The sequence below is a fragment of the Geodermatophilus sp. YIM 151500 genome (assembly GCF_025716945.1).
Lineage (GTDB): Bacteria > Actinomycetota > Actinomycetes > Mycobacteriales > Geodermatophilaceae > YIM-151500.
The window spans coordinates 1-15941 of record NZ_JAOVZT010000002.1 but is presented as its reverse complement, the minus strand read 5'-3'; the positions used below and the strand labels follow the sequence as shown (position 1 = coordinate 15941).

17 protein-coding genes are annotated in these 15941 nt (G+C 75.8%); 4 read left to right on the top strand and 13 right to left on the bottom strand.

What is annotated here, in order from left to right; genetic code table 11:
• Window positions 1-233: 233 nt before the first annotated feature.
• On the bottom strand, window positions 234-995 hold the full coding sequence (locus OF117_RS03715; protein WP_263551457.1) for a helix-turn-helix transcriptional regulator: 762 nt from the start codon (window positions 993-995) through the stop codon (window positions 234-236).
• Window positions 996-1329: 334 nt separating this feature from the next.
• Between OF117_RS03715 and OF117_RS03710 the strand changes: the two genes are divergently transcribed.
• Window positions 1330-1629, top strand: coding sequence for a WhiB family transcriptional regulator (locus OF117_RS03710; RefSeq protein WP_263551456.1), 300 nt, complete (start codon window positions 1330-1332; stop codon window positions 1627-1629).
• Window positions 1630-1817: 188 nt separating this feature from the next.
• Here the strand turns inward: OF117_RS03710 and groL are convergent, their stop codons facing one another.
• Together groL and groES are read right to left on the bottom strand one after the other, a co-directional pair.
• Window positions 1818-3455 carry a chaperonin GroEL gene (groL, locus tag OF117_RS03705; protein WP_263551455.1) on the bottom strand — a complete coding sequence of 546 codons (1638 nt, stop codon included), beginning with the start codon at window positions 3453-3455 and terminating at the stop codon, window positions 1818-1820.
• 164 nt (window positions 3456-3619) lie between these two features.
• Window positions 3620-3928 carry a co-chaperone GroES gene (gene groES, locus OF117_RS03700; RefSeq protein WP_263551454.1) on the bottom strand — a complete coding sequence of 103 codons (309 nt, stop codon included), beginning with the start codon at window positions 3926-3928 and terminating at the stop codon, window positions 3620-3622.
• 179 nt (window positions 3929-4107) lie between these two features.
• Between groES and OF117_RS03695 the strand changes: the two genes are divergently transcribed.
• Window positions 4108-5328, top strand: coding sequence for a class I SAM-dependent methyltransferase (locus OF117_RS03695; protein WP_263551453.1), 1221 nt, complete (start codon window positions 4108-4110; stop codon window positions 5326-5328).
• Between the two features lie 33 nt (window positions 5329-5361).
• Here the strand turns inward: OF117_RS03695 and tsaD are convergent, their stop codons facing one another.
• The 3 genes from tsaD to tsaB are packed head-to-tail and all read right to left on the bottom strand — an operon-like array spanning window position 5362 to window position 7590.
• Window positions 5362-6408 carry a tRNA (adenosine(37)-N6)-threonylcarbamoyltransferase complex transferase subunit TsaD gene (gene tsaD, locus OF117_RS03690; RefSeq protein WP_263551452.1) on the bottom strand — a complete coding sequence of 349 codons (1047 nt, stop codon included), beginning with the start codon at window positions 6406-6408 and terminating at the stop codon, window positions 5362-5364.
• Window positions 6392-6886, bottom strand: coding sequence for a ribosomal protein S18-alanine N-acetyltransferase (gene rimI, locus OF117_RS03685; RefSeq protein WP_263551451.1), 495 nt, complete (start codon window positions 6884-6886; stop codon window positions 6392-6394). The genes tsaD and rimI overlap by 17 nt, the downstream gene beginning before the upstream one ends.
• A complete protein-coding gene (gene tsaB / locus OF117_RS03680; protein ID WP_263551450.1) occupies window positions 6883-7590 on the bottom strand; it encodes a tRNA (adenosine(37)-N6)-threonylcarbamoyltransferase complex dimerization subunit type 1 TsaB in 708 nt (235 codons plus the stop codon). Before tsaB ends, rimI begins: the two co-directional genes overlap by 4 nt.
• Window positions 7591-7657: 67 nt before the next feature.
• Here tsaB and OF117_RS03675 point away from each other — a divergent pair, with 67 nt between their 5' ends.
• Window positions 7658-7879: an antitoxin gene (locus OF117_RS03675; RefSeq protein WP_263551449.1), complete on the top strand. Its 222-nt coding sequence runs from the start codon at window positions 7658-7660 to the stop codon at window positions 7877-7879.
• A gap of 7 nt (window positions 7880-7886) precedes the next feature.
• On the top strand, window positions 7887-8303 hold the full coding sequence (locus OF117_RS03670) for a TA system VapC family ribonuclease toxin (RefSeq protein ID WP_263551448.1): 417 nt from the start codon (window positions 7887-7889) through the stop codon (window positions 8301-8303).
• Between the two features lie 30 nt (window positions 8304-8333).
• Here OF117_RS03670 and tsaE read toward each other — a convergent pair whose 3' ends face one another.
• From tsaE to glmS, 7 genes are all read right to left on the bottom strand, one after another.
• A complete protein-coding gene (gene tsaE, locus OF117_RS03665; RefSeq protein WP_263551447.1) occupies window positions 8334-8786 on the bottom strand; it encodes a tRNA (adenosine(37)-N6)-threonylcarbamoyltransferase complex ATPase subunit type 1 TsaE in 453 nt (150 codons plus the stop codon).
• Window positions 8783-9412, bottom strand: a complete 630-nt coding sequence (locus OF117_RS03660; RefSeq protein ID WP_263551446.1) for a uracil-DNA glycosylase — start codon at window positions 9410-9412, stop codon at window positions 8783-8785. Before OF117_RS03660 ends, tsaE begins: the two co-directional genes overlap by 4 nt.
• Window positions 9413-9461: 49 nt before the next feature.
• Entirely contained in the window at window positions 9462-10631 is a 1170-nt protein-coding gene (locus OF117_RS03655) for an alpha/beta fold hydrolase (protein ID WP_263551445.1), read from the bottom strand.
• Window positions 10628-11788, bottom strand: coding sequence for an alanine racemase (gene alr, locus OF117_RS03650; protein WP_263551444.1), 1161 nt, complete (start codon window positions 11786-11788; stop codon window positions 10628-10630). The genes OF117_RS03655 and alr overlap by 4 nt, the downstream gene beginning before the upstream one ends.
• Entirely contained in the window at window positions 11785-13308 is a 1524-nt protein-coding gene (locus OF117_RS03645; protein WP_263551443.1) for an NAD(P)H-hydrate dehydratase, read from the bottom strand. Before OF117_RS03645 ends, alr begins: the two co-directional genes overlap by 4 nt.
• Window positions 13305-13694 carry a holo-ACP synthase gene (locus OF117_RS03640; protein ID WP_263551442.1) on the bottom strand — a complete coding sequence of 130 codons (390 nt, stop codon included), beginning with the start codon at window positions 13692-13694 and terminating at the stop codon, window positions 13305-13307. The genes OF117_RS03645 and OF117_RS03640 overlap by 4 nt, the downstream gene beginning before the upstream one ends.
• A gap of 142 nt (window positions 13695-13836) precedes the next feature.
• Window positions 13837-15696, bottom strand: a complete 1860-nt coding sequence (gene glmS, locus OF117_RS03635) for a glutamine--fructose-6-phosphate transaminase (isomerizing) (RefSeq protein WP_263551441.1) — start codon at window positions 15694-15696, stop codon at window positions 13837-13839.
• Window positions 15697-15941: the final 245 nt, after the last annotated feature.

The window sequence follows — 15941 nt, the reverse complement described above, 5'->3', positions numbered from 1 at the left end:
CGTCGTTCCTCGGGGGACCCTCCGGGCCCCCACTCGATCACGACCCACCGCCACCACGTGCCGTGCCCCGGTTCGCCCGAGCCGCTGCCGTCGTTCCTCGGGGGACCCTCCGGGCCCCCACTCGATCACGACCTACCGCCACCTGAGCAGGCGGGACACGCGAGAGCCCTCTCCCCTGTGCGGGAGAGGGCTCCGACGTGTGCGGGACGGTGCGGTCCGGAGGACCGCAGTGATCACGTCATCATGCCGCGGCGGAAGCCGGTGGCCACCGCCTCGGCGCGGTCCTTGGCGCCCAGCTTGCGGAACAGCCGCCGGGCGTGGGTCTTGATGGTGTCCTCGGACAGGAAGAGCTCGCGGCCGATCTGGGCGTTGCTCTTGCCCTGGCTCATGCCCGTGAGCACCTGCATCTCGCGCATCGACAGCGCCACGCCCGAGGGCTCGCGGACGGTGGAGCGCACCGTCGTCGGCTGGACGCCGGCGAGCGGCGCGGCACCGCTCCAGGCCGGGACGCCGCCGGGGTATCCGACGCCGGGCTGACCGGGACGGCCCGGCTGCAGGCTCCGGGGCGGGCCGGCGTGCGGCACACGGCCGTCGGCGCGCAAGCCGACCCGCGACAGCCCCAGGCCCATCTCGACCTGCGTGGCGTCCCAGCGGAGGTAGCCGCGGGCACCGACGGCGACGGCGGCCCGGACGCTGTCGGCGTCGTCGGGTGCGCCGAGCACGAGGACCGGCAGGTGGGGGTGGGCGCGCAGCACCTGGGTCGCCGCGGCGAGGCCGTTGTCGAGGGCGCGCTGCGTGCCGACGAGCAGGACGTCCGGGGTCCGGATGGCCAGGCGCGAGGTCAGCGACGCGACGTCCCCGACCACCTCCACGCGGCCCACGAACGGCAGGGCGACCAGCCGGGCGGCGACGTCGTCCCGGACCCTGCGACGCTCGTCGTACACCCAGACGGTGGCGCCCGCGACGCCCGCACTGCGCAGCCTGTTGTCGATCACGCCTGCTCCTCGTTCCCCGTGTCGGCACACCGACGGGTCCGACCCGACCGGGATGTCCCGGCCGGGTGCCGTACGGGTCGGCGCCCCGTCGCCTGTGCGCTGCCGTTGCTCTCCGTCACGGCAGGGCTCCCCTGCGCGACTTCGGCACGACCGGTTCCCACCTTGATCGACTGCAGGCGCGGAGGACAGCCGCTCTCACCCCCGGGGGTGAGAGCGGGACGAGCGCGAAAAGTTGCGATCACGACGTGTTTGAGGGTGGAGGACCTCGGGCACCGGCCCCCTTGCCGCCGGACACCCCGCCCCGGTGTGGCGCCCCGAGCCGAGGAGGTCCGTAATGGCCGACATCCGCAGACTCCCGACGCCCGTCGCCGAGGTCTGGGACTGGCAGCTCCACGGCGCCTGCCGTGGCGAGAGCACGTCCCTCTTCTTCCACCCGGACGGCGAGCGCGGCCCGGCCCGGGCGCGACGCCAGGCCGCGGCCAAGGCGGTCTGCGCCACGTGCCCGGTCATCGAGGCCTGCCTCAAGCACGCGCTGTCGGTCCGCGAGCCCTACGGCGTGTGGGGCGGCATGAGCGAGGAGGAGCGCGCGCGGCTGATCGCCTCGGAGCCCGCCGCGCTCGCCGCGGGGGTCTGAGGCACCAGCCCGACGGACGACGAGGGCCGGTCCAGCAGTTGCTGGACCGGCCCTCGTCGTGTGACGTGCCGGAACGGCCACCCGTCAGGGGCCCGCGCCGAGCTAGCGGGAGAAAGGAGGTGCTCCTCCCCGACCCTCGCGAGCTCGGGCCGGGCCCCGGGAGCAGGTCAGGCCGGAGTGGTCCTTCTTCAGTGGTGGTGGCCGTGGCCGTGCGAGTGACCGTGGGTGTGGTGCCCGGCGCCGGCCGGCTCCTCCTCGGGCGCCTCGACGACGGCCGAGTCGGTGGTCAGCACCATCGCGGCGATCGAGGCGGCGTTGCCCAGCGCGGCCTTGGTGACCTTCACCGGGTCGAGGACGCCGTCCTCGAGCAGGTCGCCGTACTCGCCGGTCTCGGCGTTGAAGCCCTTGCCCGCGCCCAGCTCGCGCACCTTGCTGACGACGACCCGCCCCTCGAGCCCGGCGTTGTCGGCGATGCGGACCAGGGGGGCGTCCAGCGCCCGACGGACGGAACGGGCGCCGGTCAGCTCGTCGCCCTCGAGCGACAGGTCGTCGATCGCGGCGGCGGCGTGCACGAGCGCGGAGCCGCCGCCCGGGATGACGCCCTCCTCGACGGCCGCCTTGGTGGCCGCGATCGCGTCCTCGATGCGGTGCTTGCGCTCCTTGAGCTCCACCTCGGTGGCCGCGCCGACCCGGATGACGCCGATGCCGCCGGAGAGCTTGGCCAGCCGCTCCTGCAGCTTCTCCCGGTCCCAGTCGGAGTCGGTGGCCTCGATCTCGCGTCGGATCTGCGCGATCCGGTCGCTGATCGCCTCCGACGTCCCGCCGCCGTCCACGATGGTGGTGGTGTCCTTGTCGACGGTGACCCGGCGGGCGGTGCCGAGCACCTCCAGGCCCACGCCGTCGAGCGTGAGTCCGACGTCCTCGCTGACCACCTGGCCGCCGGTGACGATCGCCAGGTCGGTCATGAAGGCCTTGCGCCGGTCGCCGAAGTAGGGCGACTTGACCGCGACCACCTTGATCGTCCTGCGGATCGAGTTGACGACCAGCGTGGACAGCGCCTCACCCTCGACGTCCTCGGCCACGATGAGCAGCGGGCGGGCACCGCTGCCGAGCACCTTCTCCAGCAGCGGCAGCAGGTCGGCCAGGGCGCTGACCTTGCCGCTCACCAGCAGCACGAGGGCGTCGTCGAGGACGGCCTCCATGGCCTCGGTGTCGGTGACGAAGTAGGGCGAGAGGTAGCCCTTGTCGAACTGCACGCCCTCGGTGACGTCGAGCTCGGTGGAGAGGGTGGTGCTCTCCTCGACGGTGATCACGCCGTCGCGGCCGACCTTGTCCATCGCCTCGGCGATCAGCTGGCCGACCTCGGCGTCCTGCGCGGAGATGGTGGCGACGCCGGCGATGGAGGCGCGGTCGTCGACCGGCGTGGCGACCCGGTCGAGCGCGGCGTGCACCGCGTCGACCGCGGCGCGCATCCCCCGGCCCAGCGCCATCGGGTTGGCGCCCGCGGCGACGTTCCGCATGCCCTCGTGCACCAGCGCCTGGGCCAGCACGGTGGCGGTGGTGGTGCCGTCGCCGGCCACGTCGTTGGTCTTGGTGGCGACGTTCTTGGCCAGCTGCGCACCGAGGTTCTCGTACGGGTCGTCGAGCTCGACCTCGCGGGCGATGGTGACGCCGTCGTTGGTGATGGTCGGGACGCCGAACTTCTTGTCGAGGACGACGTTGCGCCCACGCGGGCCGAGGGTCACCTTGACCGTGTCGGCCAGCTTGTCGACGCCGCGCTCGAGCGAACGGCGGGCGTCCTCGTTGAACTTGATGATCTTGGCCATGCCCTGCCTCTTCGGGTGGACGTTCAGGAGCGGGACGACGACCGCCCCGGGACCCGGTGGTCGGGTCGCCGGGGCGGCCTGGTGACGCACGGGAACGGCCTCGTCCAGAGGCTCGTCCCGAGCGTGCGAGGGATGAGGAGGACGAGGTCCTTCTCGGGGTCCTCCTACTTCTCCACGACGGCCAGCAGGTCGCGGGCCGAGAGCACGAGGTAGTCCTCGCCGCCGTACTTGACCTCGGTGCCGCCGTACTTCGAGTAGATGACCACGTCGCCGACCTTGACGTCGAGCGGGACGCGGTTGCCGTTGTCGTCGACGCGGCCGGGGCCGACAGCGATGACGGTGCCCTCCTGGGGCTTCTCCTTGGCGGTGTCCGGGATGACCAGGCCGGAGGCGGTGGTGGTCTCGGCCTCGTTGGCCTGGACCACGACCCGGTCCTCCAGCGGCTTGATGGTGACCTTGGTAGCGGTCGTCACAGCGGTGACGCCCCCTTCGGGATCGGACGGCTGGGTAGTGGTGCTGATGCTGTGGCACGGAGGCGGCGCCTGCCGTCGCGGGGGTCAGGCACCTGCCCGTGTCGATTGGCACTCTACCCAGGAGAGTGCCAACCACTCAACCGGGGTCCCGGAGCCGCTCCTGCCGTAGCTTCTCGCTGGTGAGCGCCACCGTCGAGGACATCGGCTGGCTGCGCTCGGCCGACGGCGCAGCGGCCGTCGCACGCGCCGCCGACCTGCAGCGGGAGGGCGCCGACCTGGTCGGCGGGCTGGCCCGGTTGCGGGCCGAGGTCGGCGCCGGGCACGCGGGCCCGGCCTGGGAGCTGGCGCGGCTGCGGGCACGGGCGCGGCCGGCGTTCGGTGCGGACGCCGACGTCCTGTTCCTGACCGCCGAGACGCTCGAGCAGGCCGGGCGGCCGGAGCTGGCCGCCCGGCGGGCCACGCGGCTGCTGACCGACGTGCCGGGCCCGGCCGCCGACCTGGGTTGCGGCGCCGGCACCGACGCGATCGCCCTGGCCCGCGCCGGTGCGACGGTGCTCGCCGTCGACCGGGACCCGGTGGCGCGGGCGCTCACCGCCGCGAACGCGGCGGCCCTCGGCCTGGCCGCCCGGGTGCGGGTGTCGGACGCCGACGCCGTCGACCTCGTCGCGGCCGCCTCGGACGGGCGCGTCGGCGGCTGCCCGGCGGCGACGCTGGACCCCGCGCGACGGGCCGAGGGGCGGCGGCAGCCGGATCCCGACCGCTGGTCACCGCCCTGGTCGACGGTGACCGCGCTGCTCGACCGGGTGCCGGCCGCGGTGGTCAAGGTGGCACCGGGGCTCGATCACGACAGGGTGCCGGCGGGCGTCGAGGCGGAATGGGTGTCGGTCGGCGGCTCGATCGCCGAGGCGCTGCTCTGGGCGCCCGGGCTGGCCACCGTCGCGCGGCGGGCGACGCTGGTCGACCGCGGCGGGCACGTGCACGAGCTGGCCGCCCCCACCGACCCGGGCCCGGCGCCCACCGGGCCGGTGCGCGGTTGGCTGCACGAGCCGGATGCGGCGGCCATCCGCTCCGGCCTGGTCGCCCTGGTCGCCGACGCGCTCGGCGCCACGCTGGTCGACCCGACGATCGCCTACCTCACCTCCGACGCGCCTGCGGACGACCCGTGGGTCACCTCCTACCGGGTGGCCGAGGTGCTGCCGTTCGGCGTCAAGCGGCTGCGCGCCGAATTGCGGGCGCGCGGGATCGGCCGGGTGACGGTGAAGAAGCGCGGCTCGCCGGTCGAGCCGGAGACCCTGGCCCGCCAGTTGCGGGGCGACGGGGACGGGCGCGCCGTCGTCGTCGTCACCCGGGTCGCCGGCGCGCCGACCGCCCTCGTCTGCGATCCGCCGCACGGAGCGTGAGAGGGCAGGAAACCTGCGCTCTCGCACTCCGCATCAGCCGCGGACGACGTCGATCGGCAGGGAGCTGTCGGCGCCGAGATCGGGCGACGACGGCGCGACGCCGGCGGCCACCAGCCGGGAACCGAGCGCGGCCACCATGGCGCCGTTGTCGGTGCACAGCCGCGGGCTGGGTACCCGCAGCACGAGGCCGGCCGCGGCGCAGCGCTCCTCGGCCAGTGCCCGCAGCCGCGAGTTGGCGGCCACTCCACCGCCGAGCACCAGGTGGTCGACGCCGTGCTCGCGGCAGGCCCGGACCGCCTTCGCGGTGAGCACGTCGGCGACCGCCTCCTGGAAGGACGCCGCGACGTCGGCCACCGGCACCGGCTCGCCCGCCCGTTGCCGCGCCTCCACCCAGCGCGCGACCGCGGTCTTGAGGCCGGAGAACGAGAAGTCGAAGGGGGCGTCGCGGGGGCCGGTCATGCCCCGCGGGAAGGCGATCGCGTCCGGGTCGCCCTCCCGCGCCGCCCGGTCGATCGGCGGCCCGCCCGGGAAGGGCAGGCCGAGCACGCGGGCCACCTTGTCGAAGGCCTCCCCCGCCGCGTCGTCGACCGTGCGGCCCAGCGAGGTGACCTCGCGCGCCAGGTCGGGCACCAGCAGCAGCGAGCTGTGCCCGCCGGACACCAGCAGCGCGATCGACGGCTCGGCCAGCCGGCCGTGCTGCAGCTCGTCGACCGCGACGTGCGCGGCCAGGTGGTTCACCCCGTACAGCGGCACGTCGAGCGCGAGCGCGTACGCCTTCGCCGCGGCGACGCCGACCAGCAACGCCCCGGTCAGCCCCGGACCGGAGGTCACGGCCACGGCGTCGACGTCGGACGCCGACACCCCCGCGTCGGCCAGCGCTCGGTGGACGGTCGGCACCATCGCCTCCAGGTGCGCCCGCGAGGCGATCTCGGGCACCACCCCGCCGAAGCGCTCGTGCTCGTCGACGGAGGTGGCCAGCGCGTCGGCGAGCAGCGTGCGCCCGCGCACCAGGCCGACCCCCGTCTCGTCGCAGGAGGTCTCGAAGCCCAGGACCAGCGGCTCGTCAGCCAGTGCCCTCACCCGCTCCCGCGGGAAGGTCCCCGTCCACGCGGGGGCCCCGCTCCCGCTTCATGACGACCGCGTCGGTCCCGCTCGGCTGGTAGTACCGCGGCCGCCGGCCGATCTCGGTGAACCCGCGGCGCCGGTACATCTCCAGCGCCACGTCGTTGTCGGCACGGACCTCCAGCAGCACCACGGGGCTGCGCCGGTCGGCCTCGGCCAGCAGCGCGTCGAGCAGCCGGGCACCGATGCCCTCGCCCTGCCGGTCGCGGGCCACGCCGATGGTCGAGACGTGCGCCTCGTCGTCGTAGGCGATCAGCCCGGCCCAGCCGACGACGCCCGTGCCGTTCTCGGCGACGAGGTAGTGCCGGGTGTCGGTGCGCACCAGCTCGTCGCGGTACATCGCCGCCGACCACGTGTCGGGGGCGAACAGGTCCTCCTCCAGCGGGAGGACGGCGGGCAGGTCGTCCACCGTCATGGTCCGCAGCCGCACGCTCACGGTCGGTGTCCCGACGGCGCGGCCGGCTGGGTGGCCGGCTTGCTGCCACCGGGCGGCACGGCGTCCGGACGGCGCAGGTAGAGCGGCACCAGCGGCGGGGCGGACGACGGATCGGCCAGCTGGGCCGCCGCCGCGCGCAGCAGCCCGGCCGTCGTCACGTCGGCCGCCGTGACCGGCTCGCCGAGCCGGTCGGCGAACGCCGGATCGCCGACGTACGGGCCCGGGACGGCGAGGTCACGGGCGAGGTCCCGGGCGAGGTCCCGGGCGAGGTCCCGGGCGAGGTCGGACGGGCGGGCGACACCCGGTCCGTCGACGCGCCGCCCCTCGCCGTCGTAGCGGGCCCAGTAGACCTCCCGGCGGCGGGCGTCGGTGACCACGGTGCGCGCCCCGGCGCCGACGGCGTCGAGCGAGCAGACACCGACGACCGGCACTCCGCACGCGTCGGCGAGCGCCGCGGCGGTGACCACCCCGACCCGCAGCCCGGTGAACGGGCCCGGCCCGAGTCCCACGACGATCGCGTCCACGTCGGCCAACGCCGCCCCCGCGTCGGCGAGCGCCGTCCGCACCGCAGGGGTGAGCAGCTCGGCGTGCCGCGTGCCGGAGGGCAGCGCCCGCTCGGCGAGCACCTCGACCGCGCCGTCCGTGCGCCGCGCCACGCCGGCGACCAGCGTCGGCGTGGCGGTGTCGAGAGCGAGGACGAGCACGACCGCCCAGCGTAGTGATCCCCTCCACCACCCGTGCGGTGATGCGGTGATGCGCTAGCATCATCGTGTGCGCACCACTCTGGACGTCGACGACGACGTGCTCGCGGCCGCCCGGGAACTGGCCGTGCAGCATCGTCGCTCGATCGGTGCGGTCATCTCCGAGCTCGCTCGTCGCGGTCTCACGCCGGCCCGGGTCGAGAGCGAGGACGGGCTCCCGGTCATCCGGGTACCGGCCGGCACACCGCCGATCACGCCCGCGATGGTTGCCCGGGCGCTCGACGAGGGCTGACGCCGGCGTGGTGCTGCTCGACGTCAACGCCCTCGTGGCGCTGGCGTGGGACTCGCACGTCCACCACGTCGCGATCCGGCGGTGGTTCGCCGCCAACGGCTCGGGCGGCTGGGCGACGTGCCCCCTGACCGAGAGCGGGTTCGTGCGCGTCGCGTCCAACCCGGCGGTTCTGCCGAGCCCCATCGGGACCGCCGCTGCGCGCCACGTGCTCGGAGCGCTCCGTGCGGCCGGTCGCCACCGCTTCCTCCGCGACGACGTCTCCATGACCGACGGAGACGTGCCCGCGTTGTCCGGGCACCGGCAGGTGACCGGTGCCCACCTGCTGACCCTGGCCCGTCGCCGCGGCACGCGCGTCGTCACCTTCGACACCGGACTGGTTGCCCTGGCCGACGGCCGGGACGTCGAGCTGCTCACCGCCCTGTGAGACGGCGCCGGCCGGCGCGCGCCCCGCTGGTCAGCCGGCGTCCAGCCGCGCCTCCCAGGACGGGCCGTGCGGCACGAGCTCCGCGGTGCGGACGTCGTCGTCGCGCCGGTCCAGCTCGACGCGGAGGTGCTCGTCGGCTAGCTGCTCGACCAGACCCTCGCCCCACTCGACGACGGTGACCGACTCGGCGGTGGAGGCGTCGAGGTCCAGGTCGTCGACGTCGGCGACCGAGCCCAGCCGGTAGGCGTCGGCGTGCACCAGCGGCAGGCGGCCACCGCGGTGCACCCGGGCGATGACGAAGGTGGGCGAGGTGACCGGCTCGCGGACGCCGAGGGCCGCGCCGATGCCCTGGGTGAGCGCCGTCTTGCCGGCACCCAGCGGCCCGACCAGGACGACGAGGTCGCCGGGCCGGAGCAGCCCGGCGAGCTCCTCCCCCAGGGCCCGGGTGTCCTCGACGGTGGCCAGGACGTGCGCGCGCTTCACCGCAGGGACTCCGCGACGGCGATCAGGTCGGCGAGCAACCCGGCGCGAGGGGCGCCGGCGGGACCGAACCGGATGGCTGCGGACGGGTGGTAGGTGGCCCACACCGCCCGCCCGCCGATCTCGTGCGGCTGACCCCGCACGTCGGCCAGCACCGTGCGCGGGCCGAGGAACCACCTCGCCGCCGACAGGCCCAGCGCCACCACCACGGGCGGGTCGAGCAGCTCCAGCTGGCGGCGCAGCCAGCCGCTGCAGCGGGCGACCTCCGGCGTCTTCGGCGTCCGGTTGCCGGGCGGGCGGCACTTGACGACGTTGAGCACCGCCGCCTCGGCCCGGTCCAGGCCGGCCTCGGCGAGCAGCTGGTCGAGCAGCGCGCCCGACCGCCCGACGAACGGCCGGCCGGTCAGGTCCTCCTGGGCCCCCGGCGCCTCACCGACGAGGGCCAGCCGGGGACGTCCGACCGCGGGCACGTCGCCGACCACGACGTGGGTGCGGCTGGCGGCCAGCTCCGGGCAGGCGACGCACGGCCGGGCGGCGGCGGCGAGCGCCGCCCAGTCGGCCGCGGCGTCGGCCGCGGCCGCCACCCCGGCGGCGGCCGCGTCGAACCGGGGCGGACGGGGAGCGGCCACGGCGGCACCCTACGGACCCCGGTCGGACGGCGCGCGGGCCGGTCGGGGCTCAGGACGCGGCGGTCACCCGGCGCAGCAGGCGGGTCAGCGCCGCGGTCACCTCGTCCGGGCGTTCCAGCGGCACGAGGTGACCGGCGTCCGGGACGACGACGTGCTCCGCCCTCCCGTCGAGCAGCTCGATGATCCGCTCGCTGTGCGCGGGCGGGATCAGCCGGTCCTTGTCGCCGGTCAGCACCAGCACGGGGACCCGCCGCAGCGGCTCCAGCGAGCCGGTCTCGTCCAGCCCGGCGATGGCCGGGTAGAACTCCGCGATGACGTCGACCGGGGTGCCGGCGATCATCGCGTCGACGTAACGGACCAGCGCCGGATCGACCTCGGAGGCGAACGAGAAGGCGCGGGTGATCGCCGACAGCAGGTCGCGGGCGAGCCGCCGGGTCCGCTCGGCCAGCGCCGGGCGGCGGCGCATCGTCCACGCCGCAAGGGGGAAGACCGCCGCCCGGACCCGGGTGAGCAGGTCGGGCAGCCCGAAGTCGAGGTCGCCGAGGTTGCCGCTGGAGGTCGAGATCAGCGCAGCGGCGACGACCTTGGAGCCGAACAGCTCGGGGCGGACGGCGGCCAGCCCCATGATCGTCATGCCGCCCATCGAGTGCCCCACGAGCACGACCGGCCCGTGCGGCACCCGCGCCTCCAGCACGGTCGCCAGGTCGGCGGCCAGCTGCCTGATCGTCGAGCGATCCGCCGACCCCCGCCCGGACGAGCCGTGCCCGCGGTGGTCGAAGAAGACCAGCCGGGCGTCGGGCCGGTGCCCGTTGGCCGTGGCCAGCTCGGCGGCCAGGGTCCGGCGCTGGAAGGCCCACGACGCCATCGACAGCGTGTACCCGTGCACGAAGACCACGGTCAGCGGCGCGTCGAGGGGTCCGATCTCCTCCACCGACAGCAGCACGCCGTCGTCGGCCGGCACCCGGACCGTGCGGTCGGCCGAGCGGGCGGACGGACCGAGCGGATCCTCCTCGCGCAGCCGCTGCTCGAGCGCCGCGGCGCCGGCACCCCGGCGTCCGGTGCCCAGCTCTCCCGCCCGGACGCGACGGGCCGCCGTCCGGGTGACCGCGACGCCGACCGCCGTGCCGGCGGCCGCCAGGCCGACGACCGCGCCGATGATGCCGGCGTTGCGCTTCCGGTGCGAGCCACTCCCGCCGGAGCTGCGCCCCCGCGGGCTCACACCGCCCCCGCCGAGCCGACGTACCGGCGGGTGAACCGGCCGCCGATCCGGGTGACCAGCTCGTAGTGGATCGTGTCGACCGCGTCGGCCCAGTCCTGCGCGGTCGGCTCGCCGCGGTCGCCCGGGCCCCACAGCACCACCTCGTCGCCGGCCGCGACGGGCGCGTCGCCGACGTCGAGCACGAACTGGTCCATGCAGACGCGGCCGGCGATGGTGCGCCGGGCACCCCCGACGAGCACGGGAGCGCGGTTGCCCGCCGCCCGCGGCACCCCGTCGGCGTAGCCGACGGGGACGAGCGCGAGGGTCGTCTCCCGCTCCGGGGCGTAGGTGTGCCCGTAGGAGACGCCGACGCCGGCGCGCACCCGCTTCACCAGCGCCACGCCCGCCCGCACGGTCATCGCCGGGCGCAGCCCGTGGTCCGCGGCGTTCCCACCCAGCGGATCGAGGCCGTAGAGGGCCACGCCGGGGCGGACCATGTCGTACCAGGTCTCCGGCAGGGCCACCGTGGCCGCCGAGTTGGCCAGGTGCAGGCGTGCGTCGGTGAGCCCGGCGCTCCTGGCGACGGCGACCGCCTCGTCGAAGACCCGCACCTGCGCGCCGATGGTGGGGTGCGTGGGGGCGTCGGCGTAGGCCATGTGGCTCCACAGCCCGACGACGGTGACGTGCCCCTCGGCCTGGGCGCGCACCGCGGCCGACACCAGCCCCGGCCAGTCGGCCATCGTCGCGCCCTCCCGGGAGAGCCCGGTGTCGACGAAGAGGTGCAGGCGCGCCGGCCGCCCGGTGGCCCGCGCGCCGGCGACCACCTCGGCCAGCCCCCACTCGGCGTTGACCGAGACCTCGACGTCGGCGTCCAGTGCCGGCGCGAAATCGGTGCCCGGGTTGTGGAGCCAGGCCAGCAGGGGGGCGCGGATGCCGGCCGCGCGCAACGCCAGCGCCTCGTCGAGCAGCGCCACCCCGAGCATGTCGGCGCCGCCGGCCAGCACCGCCCGGGCGGCCGGCACCAGGCCGTGCCCGTACCCGTCGGCCTTCACCACCGCCATGAGCGGCCGGCCGACCCGCTCCCGCAGGACGGCGGTGTTGGCCGCGATCGCGTCGAGGTCGACGACGACCTCCGCCCGGGGCGCCGGTGTCGCGGCCCGCGTCGCAGGGTTCGTCACGGACCCGAGTCTGGCAGGCGCACCGCCGGCCGCCCGTCTCCCGGGCCGGTGGCGGCGCGCACCCGGGCCACCGCCGCCGGCAGCCGGTGGACCAGATCGCCGGCGACGAAGGGCCCGTCCGCGGCCGCGATGCGGCCGGCGCGGCCGTGCAGGTGGGCCCCGGCGGCCGCCGCCTCGACCGCCGGCAGGCCGGCGGCCAGCAGCGCCCCGATCACGCCGGAGAGCACGTCACCGGTGCCCGCCGTGGCCAGCCACGGGGTGCCAGTGCCGTTGACGTACGTGCGCCCCCCGGCGTCGGCCACGACGGTGGCGTCGCCCTTGAGCAGGACGACCGCCCCCAGCTCGGCGGCCAGCCGGCGGGCGGCGGCCACCCGGTCGGGGCCCACCCCACCGCGACCGAGCCCGCCGTCCCCGCCGGTCCCGGCGTCCCCACCGATCCCGAAGCGGGCGAACTCCCGGTCGTGCGGGGTCAGCACCGTGGGCGCGTCCCGGTCGCGCACCAGGGCGGGGTCGTCCGCGGTCAGCGTCAGGCCGTCGGCGTCGACCAGGACGGGCAGATCGGTGGCCAGCACCTCGGCCAGCACGCTGCGCGCGTCGTCGTCCGTGCCCATGCCGGGTCCGACCACCCAGGCCTGCACCCGCCCGGCGTCACCGGGCCGTCCGCCGGTGACGATCGCCTCGGGCCAGGCGGCCCGGACGCCGTCGGCCGCCGTCCCGGCGTAGCGCACCAGGCCCGGCCGGGTGCGCAGCGCGGCGCCGGTGCACAGCACGCCGGCCCCCGGGTAGGTCGCCGACCCGGCGACGACGCCGACCACGCCCTGCGAGTACTTGTCGTCGCCGGCGTCGGGCAGCGGGAGGCGGGCGGCGACGTCGGCGTCGGTCAGCTGGAAGGCGTGCGGCTCGGGCAGCTCGTCGGCCAGCCCGATGTCGACCAGGTGCACGGCGCCGGCGTGCGCGCGCCCGGCACCGACGACCAGACCGATCTTGACCGCGCCGAAGGTGACCGTGTGCTGCGCCATGACGGCCGCGCCGGGCACCGCCCCGGTGGAGGCGTCGACGCCGCTCGGCACGTCGACGGCGACCACCAGCCCCGGGCCGCGGGCCGCCCGCTCCGCGAGAGCGGCCGCCCCGGGGCGCAGCCCTCCGGAGCCGCCGATGCCGACGACGCCGTCGAGCACGAGGTCGGCACGGTCCAGCACGGCGCCGTCCGGGGCGATCCGGCCGCCCGCCCGTCGCAGCGCGGCCAGGCCGGCCGCGTGCGCGCGGTCGGGGGCGAGCAGGACCGCGTCGACACGGGCGCCGCGGTGCGCCAGGTGCGCCCCGGCGAAGAGGGCGTCGCCGCCGTTGCTGCCGGCGCCGACGAGCAGCACCACCCGGACGCCGTGCGCGCGGCCGAGCAGCCGGAGGCAGACCGCGGCCAGGCCGGTCGCGGCGCGCTGCATGAGCAGCCCCTCGCGGGTCCGGGCGAGCACCGGCTCCTCGGCGGCCCGCACCTGGTCGGCGGTGAACAGGCCCCTCACGCGTCGTCGCCCCGCCCGAAGCCCTCCGCGACGACCACGGCCGAGGCGATGCCCCCGTCGTGGCTCATGGAGATGTGCCACGAGGTGACGCCCAGCTGGGCCGCCCGCCCGGCCACCGTCCCGCGGATCTCCAGGTGCGGCCGGCCGTGCTCGCCGACGGTCACCTCGGCGTCGTGCCAGTGCAGGTCGCCAGGGGCGCCGAGGGCCTTGGCGACCGCTTCCTTGGCGGCGAAGCGCGCAGCCAGCGACTCGCCGGTGCGTTGCCCTCCCGCCGGCGTCTCCTGCTCGGAGGCGGTGAACAGCCGGTTCCGCAGGCCCGGCGTGCGGACCAGCGACTCAGCGAAGCGGTCGACCGGCACGACGTCGATGCCCACCCCGATGATCACGCCGGCCAGTCTGCCGTGCGCCGGGCGGAGTTGCTGGGACGGCCGCCCTCCAGGGCCCGCGCCGAGCGTGGCGACGTGCTGGAACGGCCCCGCGTCAGGGCCCCGCCCGAGCGTGCGAGGGATGGGGGGACGCGGGGTCCTTCTACTCGACGGTGACGCTCTTGGCCAGGTTGCGCGGCTGGTCGACGTCCAGACCCCGGGTGTCGGCGATCTCGCAGGCCAGCACCTGCAGCGGCACCGTGGTGACCACCGGCGCCAGCAGCGTCGGCGTGCGCGGCACGCGGATCACGTGGTCGGCGTAGGGGACGACGTCCTCGTCGCCCTCCTCGGCGATGACGACGGTGCGCGCACCGCGGGCGCGCACCTCCTGGATGTTGGAGACGACCTTGCCGTGGAGCAGGTCGCGGGCCCGCGGGGGGACGACGACCACGACCGGCGTGCCCTCGTCGATGACCGCGATCGGGCCGTGCTTGAGCTCGCCGGCGGCGAAGCCCTCGGCGTGGATGTAGGCCAGCTCCTTGAGCTTGAGGGCGCCCTCGAGCGCCACCGGGAAGCTCACGTGCCGGCCGAGGAACAGCATCCGGTCGGCCTCGGCCAGCGAGCGCGCCAGCTCGCGGACCGGCTCCATCTGCTCGAGCACCGTCGTCACCGCGTCGGGCAGCCGGCGCAGGTCGGCGACGACCGAGGCGACCTCGTCCTCGTACTTGATGCCCCGCACCTGGGCGAGGAAGAGCCCGACCAGGTAACAGGCCACCAGCTGGGTGAGGAAGCCCTTGGTGGAGGCGACGGCGACCTCGGGTCCCGCGTGCGTGTAGAGGACCGCGTCGGACTCGCGCGGGATCGTCGAGCCGTTGGCGTTGCAGATGGCCAGCACACGGGCCTTCTGGTCCTTCGCGTGCCGCAGCGCCATGAGGGTGTCCATGGTCTCGCCCGACTGGCTGACGACCACCACGAGGGTGGAGCGGTCGAGCACGGGGTCGCGGTACCGGAACTCGCTGGCCAGCTCGACCTCGACCGGGATGCGGGTCCAGTGCTCGATCGCGTACTTGGCGATCAGGCCGGCGTGGTAGGCGGTGCCGCAGGCGACCACGAAGACCTTGTCGATGTCGCGCAGCTCCTGGTCGGAGAGGCGGACCTCGTCGAGGACCAGCTCACCCTGCGCGCCCAGCCGGCCGAGCAGGGTGTCGGCGATCGCCTGTGGCTGCTCGGCGATCTCCTTGAGCATGAACCAGGGGTATCCGCCCTTCTCGGCGGCCGCGGCGTCCCAGTCGACGGTGTACGCCTTCGGCTCCACGGCGGCGCCGGAGAAGTCGGTGACGGTCAGCCCGCGCTGGCGGTCGATCTCGACGACCTGGTCCTGGCCGAGCTCGCGCGCCTCGCGGGTGTGCGCGATGAAGGCGGCGACGTCGGAGCCGAGGAAGTACTCGCCGTCGCCGACGCCGACGACCAGCGGGCTGCTGCGCCGGGCCGCGACCAGCGTGTCGGGCTCGGCCGCGTGCGAGGCGACGAGGGTGAACGCACCCTGCAGCCGGCGGCACACCGCGCGCATCGCCTCGGCCAGCCGGCCGGGCCCCGCCGGGGCCTGGTCGTAGGCGGCGGCCAGAAGGTGGGCGGCGACCTCGGTGTCGGTCTCGGAGCGGAACTCGATCCCGGTGGCCTCGCACTCGGCCCGCAGGACGGCGAAGTTCTCGATGATCCCGTTGTGGATGACGGCCACCGAGCCGTCGGCCGACGCGTGCGGATGGGCGTTCCGGTCGGTCGGGCCGCCGTGCGTGGCCCACCGGGTGTGCCCGATGCCGACCGTGCCGGCGGGCACCGGCTCCTCGGCCAGCTGCTTCTCCAGGTTGGCGAGCTTGCCGGCCTTCTTGGAGCAGTGCAGCGCACCGTCGGACAGGACGGCCACGCCCGCGGAGTCGTACCCCCGGTACTCGAGCCGGCGCAAGCCGTCGAGGACGACGCCCAGCGCGTCCCTGGGACCGACGTAACCCACGATTCCGCACATAGTGGCCGAGGGTACCGGCGGTGCCGGACCGCTCCGTCCCGCCGCGCGGCGTCCCCGCCGCATGTGGCACGTCTCCCACAGTGACACCGTCGTCCTCCGGACGACACCGCGACCAAGAGCCGTCCCCGGCCCACGCCGAGCCCCACCCGTCGCTCCTAGGGGGACCCTCCGGGCCCCCGCTCGTCACGACACCGCGACCAAGAGCCGTCCCCGGCCCACGCCGAGCCCCACCCGTCGCTCCTCGG